This window comes from Ruminococcus sp. B05 (assembly GCF_003628495.1).
GTDB lineage: Bacteria > Bacillota > Clostridia > Lachnospirales > Lachnospiraceae > Schaedlerella > Schaedlerella hominis.
Map to the genome: position 1 here is coordinate 173,713 of NZ_RBZR01000001.1, position 22,990 is coordinate 196,702.

General features: G+C 37.2%; 17 protein-coding genes. 12 read left to right on the forward strand and 5 right to left on the reverse strand.

What is annotated here, in order from left to right; translation table 11 throughout:
* The 3 genes from D8Q48_RS00640 (at position 1) to D8Q48_RS00650 (ending at position 3,009) form a co-directional block, all read left to right on the forward strand.
* The gene (locus D8Q48_RS00640; protein WP_121055062.1) at positions 1–864 is read left to right on the forward strand and encodes a DMT family transporter; all 864 of its coding nucleotides are present in this window, start codon (positions 1–3) and stop codon (positions 862–864) included.
* A gap of 161 nt (positions 865–1,025) precedes the next feature.
* A complete protein-coding gene (locus tag D8Q48_RS00645) occupies positions 1,026–1,733 on the forward strand; it encodes a TrmB family transcriptional regulator (protein WP_118688565.1) in 708 nt (235 codons plus the stop codon).
* Position 1,734: 1 nt separating this feature from the next.
* The gene (locus tag D8Q48_RS00650; protein WP_121055064.1) at positions 1,735–3,009 is read left to right on the forward strand and encodes a diaminopimelate decarboxylase; all 1,275 of its coding nucleotides are present in this window, start codon (positions 1,735–1,737) and stop codon (positions 3,007–3,009) included.
* A 43-nt stretch (positions 3,010–3,052) separates the two neighbouring features.
* On the opposite strand, the gene D8Q48_RS00655 is transcribed toward D8Q48_RS00650, so the two are convergent.
* Positions 3,053–4,681, reverse strand: a complete 1,629-nt coding sequence (locus D8Q48_RS00655; protein ID WP_121055066.1) for a CTP synthase — start codon at positions 4,679–4,681, stop codon at positions 3,053–3,055.
* Between the two features lie 96 nt (positions 4,682–4,777).
* Positions 4,778–6,256: a DUF1846 domain-containing protein gene (locus tag D8Q48_RS00660; RefSeq protein WP_117989287.1), complete on the reverse strand. Its 1,479-nt coding sequence runs from the start codon at positions 6,254–6,256 to the stop codon at positions 4,778–4,780.
* Positions 6,257–6,460: 204 nt separating this feature from the next.
* Here D8Q48_RS00660 and ftsH point away from each other — a divergent pair, with 204 nt between their 5' ends.
* The 3 genes from ftsH to hprK all read left to right on the forward strand — a co-directional run bounded on the left by ftsH (position 6,461) and on the right by hprK (position 11,606).
* Entirely contained in the window at positions 6,461–8,572 is a 2,112-nt protein-coding gene (gene ftsH / locus D8Q48_RS00665) for an ATP-dependent zinc metalloprotease FtsH (protein WP_117989286.1), read from the forward strand.
* 167 nt (positions 8,573–8,739) lie between these two features.
* The gene (gene uvrC / locus D8Q48_RS00670) at positions 8,740–10,590 is read left to right on the forward strand and encodes an excinuclease ABC subunit UvrC (protein WP_121055068.1); all 1,851 of its coding nucleotides are present in this window, start codon (positions 8,740–8,742) and stop codon (positions 10,588–10,590) included.
* 86 nt (positions 10,591–10,676) lie between these two features.
* Complete coding sequence (gene hprK, locus D8Q48_RS00675) at positions 10,677–11,606, forward strand: HPr(Ser) kinase/phosphatase (RefSeq protein WP_121055070.1); 930 nt, start codon at positions 10,677–10,679, stop codon at positions 11,604–11,606.
* A gap of 82 nt (positions 11,607–11,688) precedes the next feature.
* On the opposite strand, the gene D8Q48_RS00680 is transcribed toward hprK, so the two are convergent.
* On the reverse strand, positions 11,689–14,253 hold the full coding sequence (locus tag D8Q48_RS00680; RefSeq protein ID WP_121055072.1) for a transglycosylase domain-containing protein: 2,565 nt from the start codon (positions 14,251–14,253) through the stop codon (positions 11,689–11,691).
* Positions 14,254–14,430: 177 nt separating this feature from the next.
* Between D8Q48_RS00680 and D8Q48_RS00685 the strand changes: the two genes are divergently transcribed.
* Positions 14,431–15,081, forward strand: coding sequence for a YigZ family protein (locus D8Q48_RS00685; RefSeq protein ID WP_121055074.1), 651 nt, complete (start codon positions 14,431–14,433; stop codon positions 15,079–15,081).
* A gap of 106 nt (positions 15,082–15,187) precedes the next feature.
* Here D8Q48_RS00685 and raiA read toward each other — a convergent pair whose 3' ends face one another.
* Together raiA and typA are read right to left on the reverse strand one after the other, a co-directional pair.
* Positions 15,188–15,745, reverse strand: coding sequence for a ribosome-associated translation inhibitor RaiA (gene raiA / locus D8Q48_RS00690; RefSeq protein ID WP_117989281.1), 558 nt, complete (start codon positions 15,743–15,745; stop codon positions 15,188–15,190).
* A gap of 180 nt (positions 15,746–15,925) precedes the next feature.
* Complete coding sequence (typA, locus tag D8Q48_RS00695; protein WP_121055076.1) at positions 15,926–17,752, reverse strand: translational GTPase TypA; 1,827 nt, start codon at positions 17,750–17,752, stop codon at positions 15,926–15,928.
* Positions 17,753–17,980: 228 nt separating this feature from the next.
* On the opposite strand from typA, the gene D8Q48_RS00700 reads away from it, so the two are divergent.
* The 5 genes from D8Q48_RS00700 to hisA all read left to right on the forward strand — a co-directional run bounded on the left by D8Q48_RS00700 (position 17,981) and on the right by hisA (position 22,939).
* On the forward strand, positions 17,981–18,607 hold the full coding sequence (locus tag D8Q48_RS00700) for a single-stranded DNA-binding protein (RefSeq protein WP_117989279.1): 627 nt from the start codon (positions 17,981–17,983) through the stop codon (positions 18,605–18,607).
* A 220-nt stretch (positions 18,608–18,827) separates the two neighbouring features.
* Complete coding sequence (gene dapB, locus D8Q48_RS00705) at positions 18,828–19,586, forward strand: 4-hydroxy-tetrahydrodipicolinate reductase (protein WP_121055078.1); 759 nt, start codon at positions 18,828–18,830, stop codon at positions 19,584–19,586.
* A 60-nt stretch (positions 19,587–19,646) separates the two neighbouring features.
* Positions 19,647–21,605 carry a fructose-1,6-bisphosphatase gene (locus D8Q48_RS00710; protein WP_118688475.1) on the forward strand — a complete coding sequence of 653 codons (1,959 nt, stop codon included), beginning with the start codon at positions 19,647–19,649 and terminating at the stop codon, positions 21,603–21,605.
* Between the two features lie 109 nt (positions 21,606–21,714).
* Complete coding sequence (locus D8Q48_RS00715; protein ID WP_121055080.1) at positions 21,715–21,978, forward strand: hypothetical protein; 264 nt, start codon at positions 21,715–21,717, stop codon at positions 21,976–21,978.
* A 169-nt stretch (positions 21,979–22,147) separates the two neighbouring features.
* Complete coding sequence (gene hisA, locus D8Q48_RS00720) at positions 22,148–22,939, forward strand: phosphoribosylformimino-5-aminoimidazole carboxamide ribotide isomerase (protein WP_121055082.1); 792 nt, start codon at positions 22,148–22,150, stop codon at positions 22,937–22,939.
* The last annotated feature ends 51 nt before the right edge of the window (positions 22,940–22,990 follow it).

Genomic DNA, 22,990 nt, shown 5'->3' on the forward strand with positions numbered 1-22,990 from the left:
ATGAAAACAAAAAAGAAATATATGGGGATTCTTTATATTATTATTTCTGCATTTTGTTTTGCACTGATGGCGATGTTTGTGAGATTAGCAGGAGATTTGCCATCTGTTCAAAAAAGTTTTTTCAGAAACCTGGTAGCGTTGATATTTGCATTTGTACTCTTAAAGAAAGATGGAATTGGATTTTCAGGAAAAAAAGAAAATGTAAAATATTTATTTATACGTTCACTTGCAGGAACAATCGGCATTTTATGCAACTTTTATGCAGTAGATCATCTGGTGCTGTCAGATGCTTCTATGCTTAATAAAATGTCTCCGTTTTTTGCTATTATATTTAGTGCTTTGATATTGAAAGAGAAGGTGAAAATTCCGCAGGCATTGATCGTTATCGGTGCATTTCTGGGAAGTCTGTTAATCATTAAACCGACACCTGCAATCTTTTCAGAGCCGGCATCACTCATTGGTTTGTTAGGTGGATTAGGTGCAGGAGTCGCATATACATATGTACGTGTGTTAGGTCAAAAAGGTGAAAAAGGTCCATTTATCGTATTTGTATTTTCCTCATTTTCATGTATTGCTACATTACCATTTTTAATTATAGATTATCATCCGATGTCAATGATGCAGATTGTGTATTTGCTTTTTGCAGGTCTGGCGGCAAGTGGAGGACAGTTTAGTATTACAGCAGCGTATTTTCATGCACCTGCAAAAGAAATTTCTGTATATGACTACTCACAGATTATTTTTTCAGCATTGCTTGGATTTATTATATTTGGACAGGTTCCGGATATCTATAGCTGGATTGGATATATTATCATCTGTACAATGGCAGTAATTATGTTTTTATATAATAAGAATAAAGAATAAAATACAAAAGGGTTACTATTTTTGCAAAAGAAAATAGTAACTCTTTTTCTCATAGTTGATAATAATTCATAAAATAGCTCTTAAATATTGACAAATAGAAAGAGTAGCTGTATAGTGTTCCTAGAAAGAACTACTAGCGAAAACAAGGACGGTGTACAACAATGGATGAACATCAGTTTATAGAATGTTTGATTCACTATGGATTGACAAGACAAGAAGCAATTGTATATCACAGATTGTTGACAGATGGGAAACAGACAGGGTATGAGATAGCGAAAGCAACAGGAATTTCCAGATCGAATGCTTATAGTGCACTGGCTGCGCTGACAGAAAAAGGTGCGGCTTATATTTTGGAAGAGAATGCCAAGAAGTATATTCCGGTTGCACTGGAAGAGTTCTGTGAAAACAGTATCAGACGCATGCAAGAAGAGAAAGCCTGGATGCTTAAAAATCTTCCGAGTTCTTCTGTGGATGAGGAAGGGTATATTACAATTGAAGGAGAAACCAATATCAGTAATAAGATACATAATCTTTTGAATGAGACAGAGGAGAGGGTATATCTTTCCTGTTCATATCTATATTTAAGTGAATTTCAAGAGGAATTGATGAAATTGGAACAGCAAGGCAAAAAGGTTGTGATTATTACGGATGGAATTTGTCCATTGGAAAATGTACAAGTATATACCGGCGATGCAAAGGGAAAACAGATAGGAATTATTACAGATTCAAAACATGTGCTGACAGGTGAGTATGGGAAAGGAAGTATGAATACCTGTCTTTATTCCGGAAAAAAGAATTTCGTGATGCTTTATAAAAATGCATTGGCGAATGAGATAAAACTAATGACATTAAGTAAGGAGAAGCAATAAGATGAATAAAAAACCATTTGTGACAAAAGAGCAGATTGAAGAAATTACAAAAACATATCCAACACCTTTTCATCTTTATGATGAAAAAGAAATTCGAGAAAATGCAAAGGCATTGAAAGAAGCATTTGCATGGAATCCGGGATATAAAGAATATTTTGCTGTCAAAGCAACACCAAATCCATTTTTAATCCAGATTTTAAGAGAATATGGGTGTGGATGTGACTGTTCTTCATATACTGAACTGATGCTTTCAGAAGCAATTGGAGCAGTAGGCCAGGATATTATGTTTTCATCAAATGATACACCGATGGAAGAGTTTCAGTATGCAGATAAATTAGGCGCTACAATTAATTTAGATGATATTACACATATTGATTTTCTGGAGAAAGCAATTGGACATATTCCGGAAAGAATCAGCTGTCGCTATAATCCGGGTGGATTGTTTAAGATAAGTAATGATATTATGGATAATCCGGGAGATGCAAAATATGGAATGACAACGGAGCAAATGACAGAAGCATATAAGATTTTGAAGTCTAAAGGAGCAAAAGAATTTGGAATCCATGCATTTCTTGCAAGTAATACAGTGACAAATGATTACTATCCAATGCTTGCGAAGGTGTTATTTGAAGAGGCAGTCAGACTTCAGAAAGAGACAGGAGCGCATATTACGTTTATTAATCTTTCTGGTGGTATTGGAATTCCTTATAAACCAGACCAGACACCGAATGATATTCGTGCAATTGGTGAAGGTGTCCGTCGAGTATATGAAGAAGTTCTTGTTCCTGCAGGAATGGGAGATGTTGCAATTTATACAGAATTAGGTCGTTTTATGATGGGACCTTATGGATGCCTGGTTACAAAGGCAATCCATGAGAAGCATACACATAAAGAATATATCGGTGTAGATGCATGTGCTGTGAATTTGATGCGTCCTGCAATGTATGGTGCATATCATCATATTACTGTAATGGGGAAAGAAGACCAGCCATGTGACCATAAATACGATATTACAGGATCTTTGTGTGAAAATAATGATAAATTTGCAATTGATCGTATGCTTCCAAAGATTGATAAAGGAGATTATCTGGTTATTCATGATACAGGGGCACACGGCTTTTCGATGGGATATAACTATAATGGAAAATTAAAATCAGCAGAATTACTTTTGAAAGAAGATGGAAGTGTACAGATGATTCGTCGGGCAGAGACACCGGCAGATTATTTTGCGACATTCGATTGCTTTGATATTGGAAAGAAATTAATAAATAAATAATAATAAAAAAAGAGCCGCGCGGCTCTTTTTTTATTGTTTTATATTAGGAAAGCGTCTTTCCTGAAGCTGTATTTGAAAATTTTAAAGATGCTTCCACAAATCCCTTGAATAGTGGGTGTGGTTTGTTTGGTCTGGATTTTAACTCAGGATGTGCCTGTGTTGCAATGAACCAAGGATGGGATGGAATTTCAACCATCTCTACAATACGTCCGTCAGGAGAAAGACCTGAAAGCATCATACCGTTCTCTTCCAATACTTCGCGATAATCGTTGTTCACTTCATAACGATGACGATGACGTTCGTTGATGTCTTTTGTTCCATACAATGCATAAGCTTTAGAATCCTCTTTCAGCACGCAAGGGTATGATCCGAGTCTTAATGTTCCTCCGATATCTTCGATACCAATCTGGTCAGGCATAATATGGATGACAGGATGCGTTGTGTTTGGATTTAATTCCATGCTGTGAGCATCATTGTAGCCAATAACGTCTCTCGCAAATTCAACGATAGAAAGCTGCATACCAAGACAAAGGCCAAGAAATGGAACGTTATGTGTTCTGGCGTATTTAATTGCTTCAATTTTTCCTTCAATACCACGGTCTCCAAATCCGCCGGGTACTAAAATACCACTTACGTTACCGAGGATTTCTTCCGCGTTTTCAGGGGTAACAGTTTCAGAATCAATCCACTTGATATTTACAGTAGTATGGCTATAGATACCTCCGTGCTTTAATGCTTCTACAACACTGATATAAGCGTCATGAAGCTGGATATATTTTCCGACAAGTGCAACAGTAACCTCCTGTGTCGGATGACGTAAATTATCTACCATTTCAGTCCAGTCTTTTAAATTTGGCTCAGGACAAGGCAAATGAAGACATTCGCAGACAACCTGTGCGAGATGTTCTTTTTCCATTGCAAGTGGAGCTTCATATAAATAATCTACATCAAGGTTTTGTAATACATGGTTAGCAGGCAGATTACAGAACAAAGAAATTTTGTCTTTCATTCCAGTATCCAAAGGGTATTCAGAACGGCATACGATGATGTCTGGTTGAATTCCCATTCCCTGCAATTCTTTTACGCTTGCCTGAGTTGGCTTTGTTTTCATCTCCTGAGATGCTCTCAGGTAAGGAATTAAAGTAACGTGGATCAGAATAACATTTTCTGCCCCTTTTTCATGTTGAAACTGACGGATGGATTCAAGAAATGGTTGACTTTCAATATCTCCGACAGTACCACCGACTTCGATGATCGCAATTTCAGTATCTGTGGCAGCAGGGTTACGGTAAAATCTGCTTTTAATTTCATTTGTAATATGTGGAATAACCTGAACGGTACCTCCACCGAAATCGCCACGACGTTCTTTTTGTAATACAGACCAATAAATTTTTCCTGTTGTGACATTCGAATTTTTAGTAAGGTTCTCATCGATAAAACGTTCATAATGTCCAAGATCAAGGTCTGTTTCAGCACCATCATCTGTTACGAAGACCTCTCCGTGCTGAACGGGATTCATTGTTCCCGGATCAATATTGATATAAGGATCAAATTTCTGCATTGTCACAGTATATCCACGAGCCTTCAAAAGACGACCGAGAGATGCTGCTGTGATTCCTTTTCCAAGACCGGATACGACACCTCCGGTAACAAATACATATTTTACTGCCATATTATCCTCCTTAGTATAAATCTCTAAAGCAAATTTGTTATAATCCCCCAAATCACAAAAAAGTATACTTTGCTAAAGGAAATACAGTCCTATTTTTTAGTGATAGACATGTCCGTTCTCATAGACTGCCTCACAAGTAAGTTGAACACCTAATTTTTTAAATATTTTAATGTCGACATTAGACAACATAACAGAAGTATGAGCCTGACATCCACGTAATTTAGGAAGCTGCTGTAATGCAAGTGCAGCATCCTTTCTTGAAGCAGCACTCGCAGAAAGTGCAATCAATACTTCATCTGTATGCAGACGAGGGTTCTGGCTTCTTAAATATTCTGTCTTAAGCTTTTGAATTGGTTCGATAGACTCTGGTGAAATAATCTGGAGTTTGTGGTCCAGACCAGCGAGTTCCTTGATCGCGTTAAGCAAAAGTGCAGCGGACGCACCAAGGAGAGCAGATGTCTTACCGGTTACGATTTTACCATCAGGAAGTTCAAGAGAAGCAGCAGGACCATTTGTCTCTTCAGCACGGTTCATTGCTGCTGCAACAACAAGACGATCCTGAACGGTTACATCTACCTGACTCATAAGAAGTTCCAGTTTTTGTATTGTCTCTTCTGAACAAGTCCCCTTTAAAATTGCGTTCTTTGCTTCGTAATAACGACGAATAATTTCCTGACGTGATGCTTCACGGCATACCTCATCATCACAAATACAATTTCCAGCCATGTTGACTCCCATGTCAGTAGGAGATTTGTAAGGGCTCTTTCCATAAATTTTATGGAAAATAGTATTGAGTACAGGGAAAATCTCTACATCACGGTTGTAATTTACAGTTGTTTCCCCGTATGCTTCTAAATGGTATGGATCAATCATGTTGATATCATTTAAATCGGCAGTTGCAGCTTCATAAGCAAGATTAACAGGATGGCTTAATGGAAGATTCCAGATAGGGAATGTTTCAAATTTGGCATATCCTGCATGAATTCCTCTTTTATGCTCATGATATAACTGAGACAGACAAGTTGCCATCTTACCGCTTCCAGGACCTGGTGCAGTGATAATGACCAGAGGTCTGGTTGTTTCGATATAATCATTTTTTCCATATCCTTCATCACTGACAATCTGTGCAATATTGGAAGGATAACCAGGTATATTGTAGTGCATATAAACTTTAATGTTGAGCTTTTCTAAACGGTTTCTAAACATCAGTGCACTTTCCTGACCAGAAAATTGAGTGATTACGACACTGCCTACATAAAGTCCATTATCATGGAAAGAATCCATAAGACGAAGAACATCGGAATCGTAAGTAATCCCCAGATCACCACGCACTTTATTTTTTTCAATATCTTTAGCGCTGATTACAATGATAATTTCCGCCTGAGAACTTAATTGTTTCAGCATCTGAAGTTTACTGTCCGGCTGAAATCCCGGAAGAACTCTGGATGCATGATAGTCGTCAAAAAGTTTACCGCCAAATTCAAGATACAATTTGTGATCAAACTGTTCAATTCTTTGACGGATATGTTCGGACTGCATTTTTAGATACTTTTCATTATCAAAACCTATTTTCATATTGACCTCTCTTTATATTTAATGACATTGATTTTTCTTAATAGGAATATTCCTTATACTTTATGACAAAAAGTAACAAGAAAAATCCTACATGCTATAGTATACTATATAATTGCTGTTGTTTACAATATTTTCACTATTTTTTTATTGATTTATAAGTTTGCGGAATCTATAATAATACTAGTGGACTTTAGGAGGAACAGAATGGATAATCAAAATAATAACAATAAGCCTAGAAATAACCGGCAGGGATGGAGTGTAATCATAATTACCACCTTACTGGCTATTTTTGTTGTAATGGGGCTGTATTCATTGATGCAGGATAAGAATCCGCAGGAAATCAGCTATTATAAATTTCTGAAAATGGTAGATGATGGAAAAGTTGATAAAGTTAAGATCAGCTCATCAAGAATTTATATTACATTAAAAGAAGGCGTATCAGTAAAAGAAGAGCTGGATGATGATACTACACAGAGTTCGACAGACTCTGCGACAAATGAGAACAGTACATTGCAGGAGGCACAAAATCTGGCAGATGATCTGGCAAAGCAGCTTGGTGTTTCAGAAAGTGATATGGAGAATACAAAAGAACCAGATTATTATACGGGAATAGTGAATGATGATTCACTGCCAGAACGTTTATATAATGCCGGGGTAGACTATGAGCAGGAAATTCCTGATACAATGTCTTCTATCATATTTGAAATGTTTGTAACAGTAATTCTTCCAATCGTATTACTTATGATATTGTTTAATTTCCTTATGAAACGCATGACCAAAGGCGGCGGTATGATGGGAATAGGCAAGAGCAATGCAAAAGTATATGTGGAGAAAGAAACCGGAGTGACATTTCAGGATGTTGCGGGTGAAGATGAAGCAAAAGAATCTTTACAGGAGGTTGTCGATTTCTTGCATAACCCAGGTAAATATACCGGCATAGGAGCGAAGCTTCCGAAGGGAGCATTGCTTGTAGGCCCTCCGGGAACGGGTAAGACTTTACTTGCCAAGGCTGTTGCCGGAGAGGCAAAGGTTCCATTTTTCTCGTTATCGGGTTCTGCTTTTGTAGAGATGTACGTCGGTGTGGGAGCATCCAGAGTACGTGATTTATTTAAACAGGCTCAGCAGATGGCACCATGTATTGTGTTTATTGACGAGATTGATGCGATTGGTAAAAGCCGTGATACAGCTATGGGCGGCGGTAATGATGAACGAGAGCAGACATTGAATCAGCTTTTAGCAGAGATGGATGGATTTGACACAAATAAAGGTCTTTTGCTTTTAGCAGCAACAAATAGACCGGAAGTACTGGATCCGGCACTTTTAAGACCAGGACGTTTTGACCGGAGAATCATTGTTGATAAACCAGATTTAAAAGGTCGTGTGGAGATTTTAAAAGTACATTCAAAAGATGTTAAGATGGATGAGACTGTTGATTTGGAAGCAATTGCATTGGCTACATCCGGAGCGGTTGGTTCGGATCTTGCTAATATGATCAATGAGGCTGCAATTAATGCAGTTAAGCATGGCCGCCAGGTTGTAAGTCAGAAAGATTTATTTGAAGCAGTTGAAGTGGTTCTCGTCGGAAAAGAGAAAAAAGACAGAATTATGAGCAACGAAGAACGTCGAATTGTATCATATCATGAAGTCGGACATGCATTGGTGAGTGCTCTTCAAAAAGATGCAGAGCCGGTTCAGAAAATTACGATAGTGCCTAGAACAATGGGGGCTCTCGGATATGTAATGCAAACACCGGAAGAAGAGAAATTCTTGAATACAAAGAAAGAATTAGAGGCAATGCTTGTAGGTGCATTGGCAGGCCGTGCGGCAGAGGAAATTGTTTTTGAAACTGTTACAACAGGGGCTTCTAATGATATAGAGCAGGCTACTAAGATTGCAAGAGCAATGATTACACAGTATGGTATGTCTGAAAAGTTTGGCTTAATCGGTCTGGAATCCGTGCAGCATAGATATTTGGATGGCCGTGCAGTCATGAATTGTGGGGAAGCAACGGCTGCAGAGATAGATAAAGAAGTTATGGAGATGCTGAAGAAAGCTTATGCTGAGGCAAAATCATTGTTGACTGAGAATAGAGAAGCTTTGGATAAAATCGCGGCATTTTTGATTGAGAAAGAAACCATCACAGGAAAAGAATTTATGAAGATTTTCCGTGAAGTGAAGGGAATCCCTGAACCAGAAGAGTCACAAGACAAGAAAGAAGACAGAATTGTGATGAAACAGACAGAAAATGCAGAAGCTGATAATACAGATGTGACAGAAGATGTAGAAGCTGAAAATCCAGATGTGACAGAAGAGTAGTAAAAAGCGGGGATGAATTTATCCCTGCTTTTTATATATTAGGAAAGTGTTTTCCTAATATATAAAACCGCTCCGCTAAGGATGTGCACTGCGGCGTAAAATGTAGGTGGTGCAAGAGACCGTTGCAGGTGTCAGAAGAAAAATTAAGTTGGGAGAGGTGAAAAAGAATGCAGGAGCAGAATTTTAATATAGAGGAAGAATTAAAAAAATTACCCGGAAAGCCGGGCGTCTATTTGATGCATGATGAAAAGGATCATATTATATATGTGGGAAAAGCCATCAGCCTGAAAAATCGTGTGCGCCAATATTTTCAAAGCAGTAGGAATAAAAGTGTGAAAATTGAACAAATGGTTACGCATATCCGTAGATTTGAATATATAGTAACGGATTCTGAATTGGAAGCGCTGGTTTTAGAGTGTAATTTGATTAAAGAACATCATCCGAAATATAATACGATGCTGATGGATGATAAGGCATATCCATTTATAAAAGTTACAACAAACGAACCATATCCAAGAGTTATGCTGGCACGGAAGATGTTGAAAGATAAAGCAAAGTATTTTGGACCATTTACAAGCAGTCAGGCAGTAAGAGATACAATTGAATTATTGCATAAGCTATATCATATACGAAGCTGTAATAGAAGTCTTCCAAAGGATATAGGAAAAGAACGACCTTGCTTAAATTATCATATTAAACAATGCGATGCACCTTGCCAGGGATATATATCACAAGAAGAATACGGAAAATCAATATCGGAAGTATTACGTTTTTTGGGAGGAAATTATGCACCCATTCAAAAAGAGCTGGAAGAGAAAATGCTACAGGCATCAGAAGAAATGGAATTTGAGAAAGCGATAGAATACAGAGAACTATTGAATAGTGTGAATAAAATTGCACAGAAACAAAAGATTACGGACAGCAGTTGGGAGGATAGAGACATTCTGGCTGTGGCAACAGATAAAGAAGATGCCGTTGTGCAAGTCTTTTTTATACGTGGCGGACGACTGATCGGACGCGATCATTTTTATTTAAAAATTCAGCAGGATGAATTAAAAGCATATATTATAGATAGTTTTATCAAGCAGTATTATGCAGGGACGCCATTTATTCCAGGCGTTTTAATGGTTCAGGAAGTGCTGGAGGATAGTGGATTACTGGAAGAGTGGCTTTCTGCAAAGCGTGGTGCTAAGGTGTCTATTCTTGTCCCTAAAAAAGGAACCAAGGAAAAAATGGTGGAACTTGCAGAAAATAATGCAAAAATGGTTCTTACGAAAGATAAGGAACGTCTCAAAAGAGAAGAAGGACGAACAATCGGCGCAGTAAAGGAAATCGAAAAATTAATTGGAGTGCAGGATATATATCGTATGGAAGCATATGATATTTCAAATACAAATGGATTTGAATCTGTAGGCTCAATGGTTGTTTATGAACGTGGAAAACCAAAGAAGAATGATTATCGTAAGTTCAAGATTAAAGGTGTAAAAGGTGCAGATGATTATGCGAGTATGCGAGAGGTTTTGACAAGAAGATTTATGCATGGCCTGAAAGAAAAAGAAGAAAGCAAAGAAGTAGGCGGTTTTACAGTATTTCCGGATTTAATCTTAATGGACGGAGGAAGAGGGCAGGTAAATATTGCATTAGAGGTTTTAGATGCATTACATTTGGATATCCCGGTTTGTGGAATGGTCAAAGATGATCATCATAGAACAAGAGGACTCTATTTTCAAAACGAAGAGATTACAATTGACCGTTCTTCAGAAGCATTTCGTTTGATTACGCGAATTCAAGATGAAGCACATCGATTTGCAATCGAGTATCATAAGCAATTGAGAGGGAAAGGCCAGGTACATTCAATATTAGATGATATTGAGGGAATCGGACCTTCAAGAAGAAAGAGCTTAATGCGTGAATTTGTCAGTTTGGAGGCAATTAAAGCGGCTACAGTTGAAGAATTAGCTCAAATACCATCAATGAATGAAAAGGCAGCAGAATCTGTATACAAATTTTTTCATTAGTGTTAAAATAGATACAAAGCTAAGCTAAAAAGTCCAAAGACTACAGTAAAATGAATGAAAATAATAGCTAGAAGAGGAGAAAAGTTATGGGACATGGTGTGAAATTAAGTGAATTAGCAGAAAAAATGGAATTAAAAAATCTGACACCAACAGTTGAGTTGAAAGGAAAAGAGGTAAGTATTCCAGAGGTGAACAGACCGGCATTACAACTATCAGGTTTCTTTGATCATTTTGATTCAGATCGTGTGCAGATTATCGGATATGTGGAATACACGTATCTGCAGACGTTAGACTATGAAAGAAAGCTGAAAATATATGATGAACTGGTGACATATAAAGTTCCATGTATTGTATATAGCAGAAATCTGGAGCCGGATAAAGAACTTCTTGAAAAAGCTGAGAAACAGGATATTCCGATTTTTCAGACAGAAAAACAGACATCTGGATTTATGGCGGAATTGATTCGTTGGATGAACGTAAAACTTGCACCATGTATTTCTATTCATGGGGTATTGGTGGATGTTTATGGAGTCGGTGTTTTGATTATGGGCGAGAGTGGTATAGGAAAAAGTGAGGCCGCTTTGGAACTGATCAAACGTGGACATCGTCTTGTGACAGATGATGTAGTGGAGATTCGTAAAGTGAGCGATGAGACGCTCGTAGGTTCAGCACCGGATATTACAAGACATTTTATCGAGCTTCGAGGTATTGGTATCGTTGATGTAAAATCTATGTTTGGTGTTCAAAGTGTACGTGAAACGCAGAATATTGATTTGGTCATTACTTTGGAAGACTGGAGCAGAGAAAAAGAATATGATCGTTTAGGACTTGAAGAAAGTTATACAGAATTTCTTGGAAATAAAGTAGTATGCCATAATATTCCAATCCGTCCGGGTCGTAATCTTGCTATTATAGTAGAATCAGCAGCTGTTAACCATAGACAAAAACAGATGGGATATAACGCAGCGCAGGAGCTTTATAAGAGAGTACAGGAGAATCTTGCAAAGAACAGATAATATTAAATGAAATATAAAAAAGAAATCCGACAAGGGAAATATACCTTTGCTGGATTTCTTTTTTAATATTTTTTAGAATAAATTATTGAGCTGAACTATCAGTTCCTGAACTATCACCGCCAGGGGTTGTGCCTCCGCTAGAATCACTACCAGGAGTAGTAGTAGTATTACTATTAGAAGAATCACTGCCTGAATTAGAGCCAGATGATGTATTGTTGTCTGTTGAACTGTCATTATCATCCTTTTTCTCATCCGAGTCCTCTGTTTTCTTTGTCTTATCCGAATCGGCCGGTTTTGCTGTTACGTGACCGGCACAGCTCTGAGTCGGACCGGTTCCTTCTGCAAAATATTCAGTGAATGACGGACAACTTGAAGTTGCCAAATATCCTGTCTGTGTACAAATCGTTTTCTGCTGAACAGAAGATGGCATCGTAAAGTCCTTAGAAGGAAGTCCTGCATGAATTCTTGTCATAATGTTCTTCCAAATTACTTCGTGCCAGTACTGATTATAAATATTCTCCATTGATTTGTTGCAGTCGTATCCACCCCATACAGAAGCGGTGTAATAAGGAGTATAAGCAGCAAGCCATAAGTCATTACTTTTTTCAGTTGTACCTGTTTTTCCTGCGGCTGGCATGCCATCCAGACGAGCAGCAGTACCAGTCCCCTTATTGATTACATCCTGCATTGCACTAGTCAATAGGGCAGCAGTAGAATCCTTGATTACCTGATGTGAATCAGGAGTGCTGTTATCCAGCAGAACGTTTCCATCATGATCTACAACCTTTGTATATAAAATTGGCTTAATGTAAGTTCCGTTGTTCGCGATTGTTGCATATGCAGCAGTTAATTCAATGTTATATACACCACGTGTAATACCACCTAAAGCTGTAGAAGGCAGAACATCAGTCATTCCAGGGAAGTTATCGTTGTCATAATTTACCAGAGTAGTAAATCCAAAGTTAATTAAATAATCATAAGCTGTCTGTGGACCGATATCTGTAATTGTATTCAATGCGGCAACGTTGATTGAGTGTTCGATTGAGTAGCGCATTGTAGAGGTTCCAGGATATACTTTATCCCAGTTTTCAGCTTTTGATCCGTCTGAATACACATAAGGACCAGCATTCTTAAGTGGAGAAGCCAGCGTATATTTGGCTGAATCCAGTGCCGGAGCATATGTGGATAATACTTTAAAACATGAACCAGGCTGTCTGGTTGAATCGGTTGCACGATTCAATGAAAGGCTGGATGTTTTTTGACCTCGGCCGCCGACTATTGCTTTTACTTTTCCGGTAGATTGCTCCATAACTACGACTGAAACCTGTGGTTGTGGAGTGATATCAACACTTTCATCAACAGTTTCGCCTTCAGCAATGTTCAATGTTGATTTATATTCATTGATAGCAGTATAAGCTTCATCCGGTGAAGAATAAATAAGTGGATATTCACGTCCCCATGCATTTCGAATATAATCAGCAAGCATCTCTTTACTATAGTTTTCAATAGAGCCGTCAGCACGATAAATTGTCATTGCGTATTCCAGACCATATTCAGTTCCAACAGGATAAACAGCGTCATTTGCAACTTCTTCATCACAAATCTGCTGGATTGCAGGATCTTGAGTAGAAGTAATTGTAAGACCACCACTGTAAAGAGCGTTGTAAGCCTGCGTCTCTGTGTAAGCTTTTCGTTCCATCAAGTCTTTGATAATCTGTTGAGACAAATCATCATTGAAATAAGAATAAGGTGTTGTATCGGTTATAGAAGCATTAGGCAAAATGCGTTCGTAAACCGGATCAGCTTTTGCCTCATCATATTCCGTCTGAGTGATATATCCTTGTTCTAACATATTTTTCAAAACTTTGTCGCGACGTTTTGAGTTATTATCAGGATATACAACCGGATCAAACTCGGTTGGGTTCTGAGTGATACCGGCAATAACAGCACATTCAGAAAGCGATAGCTGTGAAACATCTTTTCCAAAATAACGCATCGAAGCAGCCTGAACACCAAGACAACCTTGTCCAAGGTTGATTGTATTCATATACGCTTCTAAAATTTCATCTTTTGACATTTGCTTTTCAATGGCAATTGCAAGGTATTGCTCCTGTATCTTTCGCTCTAAACGATCATAAAATGTTTTTTCATCTACGAAGTTTGGAAATACATTGTTTTTTATCAACTGCTGCGTAAGTGTACTGGCACCTTCCGAAAAGTCTCCGGATGTGATACCGACAACTGCTGCACGTGCGATACCACGTAAGTCAATACCATTATGCTGATAAAAACGCTCGTCCTCTATCGCTACAAAAGCATGTGCAAGATTAACCGGAATTTCATCGATATTTTTATAAATTCGGTTAGAACCAGACTGTTTGAACTCTTCCAAAACAGAACCATCCGACTCGGCAACAACAGTGGTTACAAAAGCACTTGGCTTTACATCTGCAGGAGTTACTGTTGGAGTGTTATCGATAATCTTCTTGGTAAATATGCCGATGCCTGCGACACCAATTACTGCGAGAAGAAGAATACAGATAAGAAGAGCTTTAAAAAAACGTACCCAAACCCGCTTTTTCTTCATCTTTTTTTTCGAGGAGATCGACTTTTTCCTCCGTGTAAGATTGTTTTTTCCGTAATTCATGAATAATTTCCTCCTTTATTCATTAGTTTCTATTATATCAAAATTAGTATTCTAAATAAAGTAGAAAATAAAAAGTTTATATATAGATAAAAAATTTTAATAAATTCTTGTAGTTTTCTTCTGCTTTAGTATAATGGAAACCATGAGAAAAGGTAAAAAAGGAGCAATTATAGATAAATGAATATAAAAATAGTCTATCAGGGGAATACTGCTGAAATTATTGAAAAGAAATCAAGATTTATTGCAGATATATTTTCCGTTTCTTCAGAGGAAGAAGCACTTCAAATTTTAGAAAAAGTTAAGAAGAAATATTGGGATGCGAGACATCACTGCTGGGCATATGCAATCGGAGACGAACAAGTTCAGGAACGCTTAAGTGATGATGGGGAGCCTAGTGGTACAGCAGGAAAACCTATTCTGGAAGTAATACGGGGAAATGAAATCCATAATGTTTTAATTGTTGTAACACGTTATTTTGGCGGGACATTGCTGGGAACAGGAGGTCTGGTACGTGCTTATACACAAGCAGCACAGGAAGGAATCGCAGTCAGCACGATTGTTACAAAAACACAAGGGTATAAAGTGAAAATCCAGACGGATTATACCACTCTTGGTAAAATCCAATATTTATTGGGACAAAAAGAAATTCAGATTATAGACTCAGTATATCAGGATAATGTGGAGATTTTTGTTTATATATCAAAAGAGGAGGAATCTGTACTTCAACGTGATATTACGGAAGTAACAAACGGACAAACTGTAGTCGAGAGAATAGAAGAGTGCAGTTTTGCTAATGTAGAGGGACAAATGATCCAGTTTGATAATTGATAAATATAAAAGTGTTATGACGAAACAGAGCAGGAACAAATTGTTTTAAACAATTGTTCCTGCTCTGAATTTACTTATGTAAGTTTAAAACTTACGCATTTACAAATTAATCAAATTCTGGTTCGATCAAACCGAAAGAACCATCTTTTCTTTTATATACAACATTAACTTCATCTGTTTCTGCATTGGAAAATACGAAGAAGTTATGTCCAAGAAGATCCATCTGGATGCAAGCATCTTCCGGATACATCGGTTTAATTCCAAAACGTTTTGTACGTACAATCTTAATTTCATCTGTTTCAGAAGAATCATCATCGGATTCAAAAAATTCTTTTTTGAAATTATTGCCTGATGAAGAAGCAGTAGGATGACCCTGGCTTCTAGCTACCAGTTTGTTCTTGTATTTGCGAAGCTGACGTTCAATTACTTCTTCTACAAGATCAATAGATACATACATATCGCTGCTTGTCTGTTCTGAACGAATAATGTTTCCCTTTACAGGAATTGTTACTTCAATCTTCTGACGATCTTTTTCTACGCTAAGTGTTACAATGATTTCGGTTTCAGGAGTGAAATACCTCTCAAGTTTTCCTAATTTTTGTTCGACTGTGTCTTTTAATCCAGGTGTTACCTCGATGTTCTTTCCGCTGATAATAAATTTCATGCCAATCAACTCCTTTTGTTCATATTATACAGAAAAATAATGAAATCATCTGTATTTATATAGAGATTATAGCATATGACAGGATGATTGTACAGAGAAATTGTCTGAAAAAAGAGTGAAAAAAATAAAAAACTCAAAAAAATAAAAGTGGACAGAATAGTTACTGTCCACTTTGAAATATTATTTTATATTACTTCTTTTACGCATTCTTGCATCAAGAATCTTCTTACGGATACGAAGTGAGTTTGGTGTTACTTCCAGAAGCTCATCTGTATCAATGAAGTCCAATGCTTCTTCAAGACTTAAAATACGAGGAGGTGTCAGTCGAAGTGCTTCATCTGCACTTGATGAACGAGTGTTTGTAAGATGTTTGGTCTTACATACATTTAATTCGATATCATCAGTCTTACCATTTTGTCCGATAACCATACCAGAATATACTTTTTCTCCGGCACCGATAAATAATGTTCCGCGTTCCTGAGCACTATAGAGACCATAAGTTACAGATTCACCTGTCTCAAAAGCGATGAGGGAACCCTGTTTTCTATACTGAATATCGCCCTTATATGGAGCATAACCTTCGAAACTTGTATTTAAGATACCATTTCCCTTTGTATCTGTCATAAATTCTCCACGATATCCAATCAGTCCACGAGCTGGGATAGAGAACTCAAGACGGGTATATCCTCCATTGGACATTCCCATACTGCGGAGTTCACCTTTTCTCTGGCTTAATTTATCAATAACTGTTCCGGTAAACTCATCCGGCACATCAACGTAAGCAAGCTCCATAGGCTCGAGTTTCTTTCCGTTTTCATCTGTTTTATATAATACCTCTGCTTTGCTGACTGCAAATTCATAACCTTCACGGCGCATGTTTTCGATTAAAACAGATAAATGTAATTCTCCACGTCCAGAAACCTTAAAACTGTCGGCATTTTCTGTTTCTTCTACACGAAGACTTACATCTGTGTTTAATTCGCGAAGTAAACGATCACGGAGGTGACGGGAAGTTACAAATTTACCTTCCTGTCCTGCAAAAGGGCTGTCGTTTACGATAAACTGCATAGAAATTGTAGGCTCAGAAATCTTCTGGAATGGGATAGCAACCGGGTTATCAATAGAACAAATTGTATCACCAATAGAAATATCTGAAATTCCAGAAATAGCAACGATGGAACCAATAGTAGCTTCTTTTACTTCTACTTTATTCAATCCATCAAATTCATATAATTTGCTGATTTTAACCTTCTGCTGTTTATCCGGATCATGATGGTTTACAACAACAACATCCTGATTTACAGAAATTGTTCCATTATCTACCTTACCGACTCCGATACGACCTACATATTCATTATAATCAATAGTACTGATCAAAACCTGAGTTGAAGCCTCTGGATCTCCTTCAGGAGCAGGAATATAATCGATAATAGTCTCAAATAAAGGCTGCATATCTTTTTCTTCATCAGAAAGATCAAGTACAGCAATACCTGCTTTTGCAGATGCATAAACAAATGGACAATCTAACTGTTCGTCTGATGCATCCAAATCCATAAAAAGTTCCAGAACCTCATCGATAACCTCATCAGGTCTCGCCTCAGGTCTGTCAATTTTATTGATACATACGATAACCGGAAGATTTAATTCCAATGCTTTACGCAATACGAATTTTGTCTGTGGCATTGCGCCTTCAAATGCGTCTACAACAAGAATAACACCATTTACCATTTTTAATACACGTTCCACTTCGCCACCGAAATCAGCATGTCCCGGTGTATCAATGATATTAATCTTTGTTCCTTTATAATATACAGCAGTATTTTTTGACAGGATCGTAATTCCACGTTCACGTTCAATATCATTAGAGTCCATGACACGTTCAGCAACTTCCTGATTCTCGCGGAATACACCGCTTTGTTTTAAAAGCTCATCGACCAGCGTTGTCTTGCCGTGGTCTACGTGAGCGATAATTGCAATATTTCTAACATCTTCTCGTTTTGTTTTCATAGCTTCACACACTTTCTTAAATATATCATGATAAAGTTACAACTTTTTCATTCTATCACAAAATTTCAAATTTACAATACCTATATATGTAAAAAATATGTTTGCAAAAAATGTCATTTTTGGCTGTCGAGCGATTTTGCGATAAATTTGTTCTAAAAAAGGTGTTGAAGAACATAGATTTAGTAATGACTTAAAAATACCGCAAAGAGGAAGGGAGAATTACAAATTATGTCAGATAAGATTATTGAAAATAATCAGGTAACAATTATGGGAGAGGTTGCTTCACCTCTTACATATAGCCATGAGGTGTTTGGAGAAGGATTTTATGTAATGGATGTTATGGTGAAGCGATTGAGCAATTCGGAAGATCGGATTCCACTCACTATATCGGAACGATTGATTGATGTAAATCAGGATTATACCGGAGAATTCATTAAAGTATCCGGGCAGTTCCGTTCGTATAACCGGCATGAAGAACAAAAAAATCGATTGGTATTGTCAGTGTTTGTCCGTGAACTGGAATTTGTAGATGAAGAGCTGGATGGAGCAAAGACAAATCATATCCTATTAGAAGGATATATTTGTAAAAAACCAATTTACAGAAAAACTCCATTAGGAAGAGAAATTGCAGATTTGCTTCTGGCTGTAAACAGACCTTATGGAAAATCGGATTATATTCCTTGCATATGTTGGGGAAGAAATGCAAGATATGCTTCTGGGTTTGAGGTTGGAGAACATGTTCAATTGCTTGGAAGAATTCAAAGCAGAAATTATGTGAAAAAATTATCCGAGGCAGAAACTGAGACAAGAACAGCGTATGAAGTTTCCGTAAGCAAATTAGAATGTGTAGAATAAGAAACAAAAAGTAAGCTGATATTATTTAATATAAATTGGTCAGCAATCTGTTTTAGGTAAAAGGGATCGTTAAAAGGATATCATTTCTTGAGGAATTGCTTCAAATATGATATCCTTTTTGTTAGTAGTGATTAAATACATAAAAAGCTATCAGCCATACTTAGTGACAGAATATGGATTAAAAAGACTAGAACGCAGCGAAATACAGGAGGATAGAAACATGATAAGAGTTTTGATGAGCGGATGCAACGGAAAGATGGGACAGATGATAACAGGTCTTGTAAAAGAGGACGAACAGGTTGAAATTGTGGCTGGAATAGATACTTATACAGGAATTTCGAATACATATCCGGTATTCAAAAGTTTTGCGGATTGTGATGTAGAAGTTGATGTGGTGATTGATTTTTCGAATGCTGCAGCATTGGAAGGTTTGTTGGATTACTGTATAAGTAAGCAAGTGCCGGCGGTAATTTGCTCGACAGGTTATTCAGAGGAACAGCTGCAGAAAATTAAAGAAGCTTCTGAAAAAGTTGCAATTTTAAAATCTGCAAACATGTCAATGGGAATTAATCTTTTGTTAAAGCTTTTGAAAGATGCCGCTAAGGTGCTGGCACCGGCGGAATATGACATTGAATTAGTAGAAAAACATCACAATCAAAAACTGGATGCACCAAGCGGAACAGCACTCGCACTTGCAGACTCTATTAATGATGCATTGAATAATGAATACAACTATGTTTATGACAGAAGCCAGGTGCGTCAGAAACGTGACTCAAAAGAAATTGGTATTTCTGCAGTTCGTGCCGGAACAATTGTCGGAGAGCATGAAGTGATTTTTGCCGGAACAGATGAAGTGATTGAATTTAAACACACAGCATATTCCAGAAGTGTATTTGGAAAAGGAGCTGTTGAAGCTGCAAAATATCTGGCAGGCAAACCGGCGGGAATGTACGATATGAGTGATGTAATTGTATTTTAATAGAAAAAATAAAAAACAGGTTCTTGAGGTTAGATGAACTCAGGGGAAAAGGAATCGTTTATGAGAAATTTGGAAGAAAGGTATCTGGATCGCTTGTCTGATCTATATCCAACAATAGCAGCAGCATCTACAGAGATTATCAATTTACAGGCAATTTTGAATTTGCCAAAAGGTACAGAACATTTTATTACAGATGTTCATGGAGAATATGAGGCATTTTCTCACGTGCTGAAGAATGGATCGGGATCTGTGAGGAGAAAAATTAATGATGTTTTTGGAAATACATTGAGCAGCAGGGATAAGCAATCTCTCGCAACATTGATTTATTATCCGAAAGATAAGATAGCTCAAGTAAAGAAGACAGAATCAAATATGGAGGATTGGTACAAGATCAATCTGTATCGTTTGATTGAAGTAAGTAAGAGAGCAGCAAGCAAATATACTCGTTCCAAAGTAAGGAAAGCACTGCCAAAAGATTTTGCTTATGTTATAGAAGAATTGATTACAGAACGTTCAGAAATAAATGATAAAGAATCTTATTATAACGAGATTATAATGACGATCATTAGAATTGGACGAGCAGAAGAATTTATTATTGCGATTTCGTCATTGATTCAGCGCCTGGTTGTAGATCATTTGCATATTGTCGGAGATATTTATGACAGAGGACCGGGGCCTCATATTATTATGGATAAGCTGATGAATTATCATTCTTTGGATATTCAGTGGGGTAACCATGATGTTGTATGGATGGGAGCTGCGGCAGGACAATTGGCATGTATTGCAAATGTAATCCGAATTTGTGCACGTTATGGCAATTTAGATATTCTTGAAGATGGATATGGAATCAATCTCCTTCCATTAGCGGCGTTTGCACTTCAGACATATGGAGATGACCCGTGTGACTGCTTTATGCTGAAAGGTATGGACAATCCAAATAAAGCAGAGATGGAAATGAATATGAGAATGCACAAAGCAATTTCAATTATCCAGTTTAAAATTGAAGGACAGACAATTAGACGTCAGCCGGGATTTGGGTTGGAGGAGCGCGCCCTTTTGCATAGGATTGATTATGAAAAAGGGACTATTACGTTAGATGGAAAAGAATATAAATTGCTGGATACAAACTTTCCAACGATCGATCCAAAGAACCCATATCAGTTGTCGGCAGACGAGGAAGATGTAATGGAACGATTGGAACGTGCGTTTACCGGATGTGAAAAACTTCAGGAACATATGCATTTCCTGCTTTCGAAAGGAAGTTTGTATAAGGTTTACAATAATAATTTGTTGTATCATGGGTGTGTACCGTTAAATGAAGATGGTTCATTGAAAGAAGTAACATTGTTTGGTAAAAAATTCAAAGGTAAATCTTTGTATGATGCATTAGAGCGTTATGTGAGAAAAGGATTTTTCGCAGTTGACAAAGAGGATTGGCAAAACGGAAAAGATATCATGTGGTATATCTGGCTGAATCCGAATTCACCATTGTTTGGAAAGGATAAGATGGCAACTTTCGAACGATATTTTCTTGCTGAGGAAGAAACTCATAAAGAGGTAAAAAATCCATATTATCAATATATAGAAAATGAAAAAGTAATCGCATCTATTATGAAAGAGTTCGGGTTAGATTTTGAGTCGGATGATACGCATATTATCAATGGACATGTTCCGGTTAAAAGAAAAAACGGGGAAAGCCCTGTGAAATGTAATGGTAAAGTCATGGTAATTGATGGTGGATTCTCAAAAGCTTATCAACGAGAAACAGGGATTGCCGGATATACATTAATATACAATTCTTATGGATTGTTGCTTGTTGCACATGAACCATTTGAATCAACAGAATCTGCGATTGAAAAAGAAAGTGATATTCATTCAGAAAGTATGGTAATCCGTCGTGTTGTACAAAGAAGTCTTGTTGGAAATACTGATATCGGAAAAGAATTAAAAGAACAGATAGCAGATTTGGAAGTGCTGTTGGCGGCTTATCGCAGTGGTGAACTAAAAGAAAAACTATAAAGTTGTATATCTATAGAAATTTTTCTTTTGGAAGATTTTTCCAGACATAAAAACGATAAAAAAGTACATAGTAAGTGTACAAGATTTTTTATGGAAAGGAAGAATCAAAATGAAAAAAATGAAAACGGCGATATTATTAGTTGTTAGTGTATTGCTGATGGGAAGCATGACTGCATGTGGAACAACAAACAATGGAATGAATGCTGCAGATCAGGGAAACAATAATACTACGGATCAAGGAGCTGATACAAAGGCTGATAAGGATGGAGATGGTATTATTGATGATGCAGTGAATGATGTGACTGATGGAATTGATAATGCGGTAGATGATATGACTGATAATGGAGCAACAGATAAAGGTACAGTACGATAGGAAAAATCATTTGCAAATGAGTTAAAAGTAATAACATGTAACATAGAGGGAGAGAAGCTGATATTTGGTTTTCTCTTCCTTTTTTGACTTTACTATGATAAAATGGTGAAGTGACTGGAACACAAAATGATGTAAATAGTATTTAAAAGGCAGAAAGGCGGATTATATCATGAAATTCAGACCTTGTATTGATATACATAACGGAAAAGTAAAACAGATTGTTGGTGGTTCACTTTGCGATAAAGGGGATACAGCAAAAACGAACTTCTCTTCAGAGTTGGACGCTGCATATTACGCAAAGATGTATCAGAAAGACAGATTGTCAGGGGGGCATATTATTTTACTGAATCCACCGACTTCAGAATATTATAAAGAGACAAAAAAACAAGCACTATCAGCATTACAGGCATATCCGAAAGGAATGCAGATCGGTGGCGGGATAACAGCAGAAAATGCACAGGAATATTTGCAGGCGGGCGCAAGTCATGTAATCGTAACTTCTTATGTATTTCAAGATGGAAAATTTCATCAAGATAATTTACAGAAGTTATTGCAGGAAGTAGGGAAAGAAAAGTTAGTATTGGATTTAAGCTGTCGCAAAAAAAACAATGATTATTATGTTGTGACAAATCGTTGGCAGACATTTACGGAAGTGAAATTAAATCAAAAAACATTAGATGAATTGGCAGGATATTGTGATGAATTTCTAATCCATGGTGTGGATGTAGAGGGAAAATCATCAGGAGTGGAGTTGGAACTCGTCGAAATGCTCGGAAAGTGGAATGGAACAAAGATTACATATGCCGGGGGTATTGGAAGTATAGATGATTTGAAGAAATTTGAAGAAGCCTGTGGCGGAAAATTGGATTATACGATAGGAAGTGCATTGGATTTATTTGGCGGAACAATATCATATCGCGAAATTGTTAAAAGCAGTATACAAAACTGTACGAAACAGTAATTGAATTTAAGCTCGATTAGTGATAAAATGGAGAACAGAGTAAAATTAGAC

Coding starts and splice junctions, on each gene's coding strand:
- D8Q48_RS00640 (WP_121055062.1), top strand. CDS start 1: ATGAAAACAAAAAAGAAATATATGGGGATTCTTTATATTATTATTTCT.
- D8Q48_RS00645 (WP_118688565.1), top strand. CDS start 1,026: ATGGATGAACATCAGTTTATAGAATGTTTGATTCACTATGGATTGACA.
- D8Q48_RS00650 (WP_121055064.1), top strand. CDS start 1,735: ATGAATAAAAAACCATTTGTGACAAAAGAGCAGATTGAAGAAATTACA.
- D8Q48_RS00655 (WP_121055066.1), bottom strand. CDS start 4,681: ATGGCAGTAAAATATGTATTTGTTACCGGAGGTGTCGTATCCGGTCTT.
- D8Q48_RS00660 (WP_117989287.1), bottom strand. CDS start 6,256: ATGAAAATAGGTTTTGATAATGAAAAGTATCTAAAAATGCAGTCCGAA.
- ftsH (WP_117989286.1), top strand. CDS start 6,461: ATGGATAATCAAAATAATAACAATAAGCCTAGAAATAACCGGCAGGGA.
- uvrC (WP_121055068.1), top strand. CDS start 8,740: ATGCAGGAGCAGAATTTTAATATAGAGGAAGAATTAAAAAAATTACCC.
- hprK (WP_121055070.1), top strand. CDS start 10,677: ATGGGACATGGTGTGAAATTAAGTGAATTAGCAGAAAAAATGGAATTA.
- D8Q48_RS00680 (WP_121055072.1), bottom strand. CDS start 14,253: ATGAATTACGGAAAAAACAATCTTACACGGAGGAAAAAGTCGATCTCC.
- D8Q48_RS00685 (WP_121055074.1), top strand. CDS start 14,431: ATGAATATAAAAATAGTCTATCAGGGGAATACTGCTGAAATTATTGAA.
- raiA (WP_117989281.1), bottom strand. CDS start 15,745: ATGAAATTTATTATCAGCGGAAAGAACATCGAGGTAACACCTGGATTA.
- typA (WP_121055076.1), bottom strand. CDS start 17,752: ATGAAAACAAAACGAGAAGATGTTAGAAATATTGCAATTATCGCTCAC.
- D8Q48_RS00700 (WP_117989279.1), top strand. CDS start 17,981: ATGTCAGATAAGATTATTGAAAATAATCAGGTAACAATTATGGGAGAG.
- dapB (WP_121055078.1), top strand. CDS start 18,828: ATGATAAGAGTTTTGATGAGCGGATGCAACGGAAAGATGGGACAGATG.
- D8Q48_RS00710 (WP_118688475.1), top strand. CDS start 19,647: ATGAGAAATTTGGAAGAAAGGTATCTGGATCGCTTGTCTGATCTATAT.
- D8Q48_RS00715 (WP_121055080.1), top strand. CDS start 21,715: ATGAAAAAAATGAAAACGGCGATATTATTAGTTGTTAGTGTATTGCTG.
- hisA (WP_121055082.1), top strand. CDS start 22,148: ATGAAATTCAGACCTTGTATTGATATACATAACGGAAAAGTAAAACAG.